At 66.2% G+C, this 1,558-nt stretch carries 2 protein-coding genes and 1 pseudogene; all 3 read right to left on the bottom strand.

Annotated features, from left to right (window positions below):
- Positions 1-52: 52 nt before the first annotated feature.
- Positions 53-517, bottom strand: coding sequence for a DUF736 domain-containing protein (locus RLDS_RS29215; protein WP_020818775.1), 465 nt, complete (start codon positions 515-517; stop codon positions 53-55).
- Between the two features lie 390 nt (positions 518-907).
- On the bottom strand, positions 908-1,192 hold the full coding sequence (locus RLDS_RS29220; RefSeq protein WP_015460590.1) for a hypothetical protein: 285 nt from the start codon (positions 1,190-1,192) through the stop codon (positions 908-910).
- A gap of 11 nt (positions 1,193-1,203) precedes the next feature.
- Positions 1,204-1,558 (bottom strand): annotated as a pseudogene (locus RLDS_RS29225) (hypothetical protein); the annotation flags it as partial.

Here is a 1,558-nt window from a genome sequence, read left to right on the forward strand (position 1 = left end):
CCCCGCTCCGCGATGGAAGCGAGGGCCTCTTGAAGCAACGACTGGACGGTGCTCAGCTTGCAAAGGCGTGCTCTGCGGAGGATTGGCCGAGGCCGGCCTCGGCGCCCTGGGCCGGCGCGCCGGCGGTTTCGCCTTCGCCGGGCAGCGGCGGCAGCGCGTCATCGGCCTTGCGCGCCATCTCCGAGGCGAGGTCGCGCCGCCGCGTCGGACGCGACCAGACCACGTTGTAGCTGCCGTCCTCCTGGCGGAACGCGGAAATGTAAAGCGGCGCCGCCAGGCTCGGATCCTCGATCTTCCCGTTGAGGAACGCCTCGCCCGTGCCGTTCGAGAACAGCTCGAACAGCGCCCCAACCTGCACCCACGCCCGCGATGCCGACAGCGCCAGCACCTCGAACTTCGGCGCCTTCGGATTGGCCGAGTGCACCTCGCGCAGCGCAATCGTCATCGCAATCGTCAGCGTCTCGATCTTGCCGACGAAAATACCGCCTTCATTCTGCTTGATCGAACCAATGTTCATGGAAAGTCTCCTGGATGATGGTCTCGAACACTGTGTCCGGGACACCGTCCTTCCTCCCCCTCCTCTCCTCGGCCGTTCGGCCGAGCCAGCGCGCAAGCGCCATAGCCGAGGCCCGCGTCCGCGGCCTCGGGACGATCCGGTCGATCCATGGATCGATCCGAACAGCCCCCGCCTGGTCCCGGCCTGATCAACCCCACCCCCGACGCCAATCGTCGGGCAGCAGATCAGACGCAGGAGATGATCGGCCATCGCGAAACGCTCGCGCGTCAGGCCGCTGGCTTTGGCGAGTTGGCTCCAGGATGCCGGAATTCGACTGGGCTTCTTCCGTGCGCAGCTATTCCGCAGGACCGCAATCTGGGATGGTGGCCCGTCAACGGCGGACAGTCGCGTTCAGGCGTAGTGCGGCCGGACCTCGGGAAAGGCCGGGGGCGCCGTCCATTCGAAGACGATGGCAGTATAACGGCCGCCATCATAAAGGACGGAATCGACGCGGCGACGATGACGCTGTAGCCGTTCGAGCAGGCGGTTGGCGCGGTCAGCCAACTGGATGGCCCGCGCTTCGGTCGGCGCCAGCGCGAGAAGGCGGGCCAACTCGCCGGTGTCGTACCACCAGCCACCCTCTTCTGCTCCACCATAGGCGCGGTCAATCTCATAAAGGGCGATGATGTAGCGCATGTGCGGCTCCTTCAGTTGAGTGGGGCCGGGAGCGCCAGCCATTCGGGCTGGTCGTCGGCAATGGGCGGATCGAAGTTCGCGGCCTCGGCCTCGGAAAACACCGTGGCGCCAGCAAGCGAGCCGAAGCCCGAATGGCTGTTCCAGAAGAGCAGGCCGGCCTCTGCGTCGCGCGTGACAAGGACGTATCCGTCGACACCTTCGTGGTGACCGCGCGCGATAGCGCGATCGAGGAGCCGGGACGAACCTGCGAACTCGAGCCCGTCTTCGCGGATGACGACATAGCCGCCGCCGAACTCACCGGGGCGCAGGCGATCGCAATCGAGCGCATATTCGAAGCCAAACGGCAGAGCCGATTTCGCGGTCGCC

The sequence above is a fragment of the Sphingobium lactosutens DS20 genome (genome assembly GCF_000445105.1).
In the GTDB taxonomy this organism is placed as follows: Bacteria; Pseudomonadota; Alphaproteobacteria; order Sphingomonadales; family Sphingomonadaceae; genus Sphingobium; species Sphingobium lactosutens.

Bases quoted from the DNA above. Each gene is read 5' to 3' on its own strand.
- RLDS_RS29220 (WP_015460590.1), bottom strand. From the start codon at position 1,192: ATGCGCTACATCATCGCCCTTTATGAGATTGACCGCGCCTATGGTGGA.
- RLDS_RS29215 (WP_020818775.1), bottom strand. From the start codon at position 517: ATGAACATTGGTTCGATCAAGCAGAATGAAGGCGGTATTTTCGTCGGC.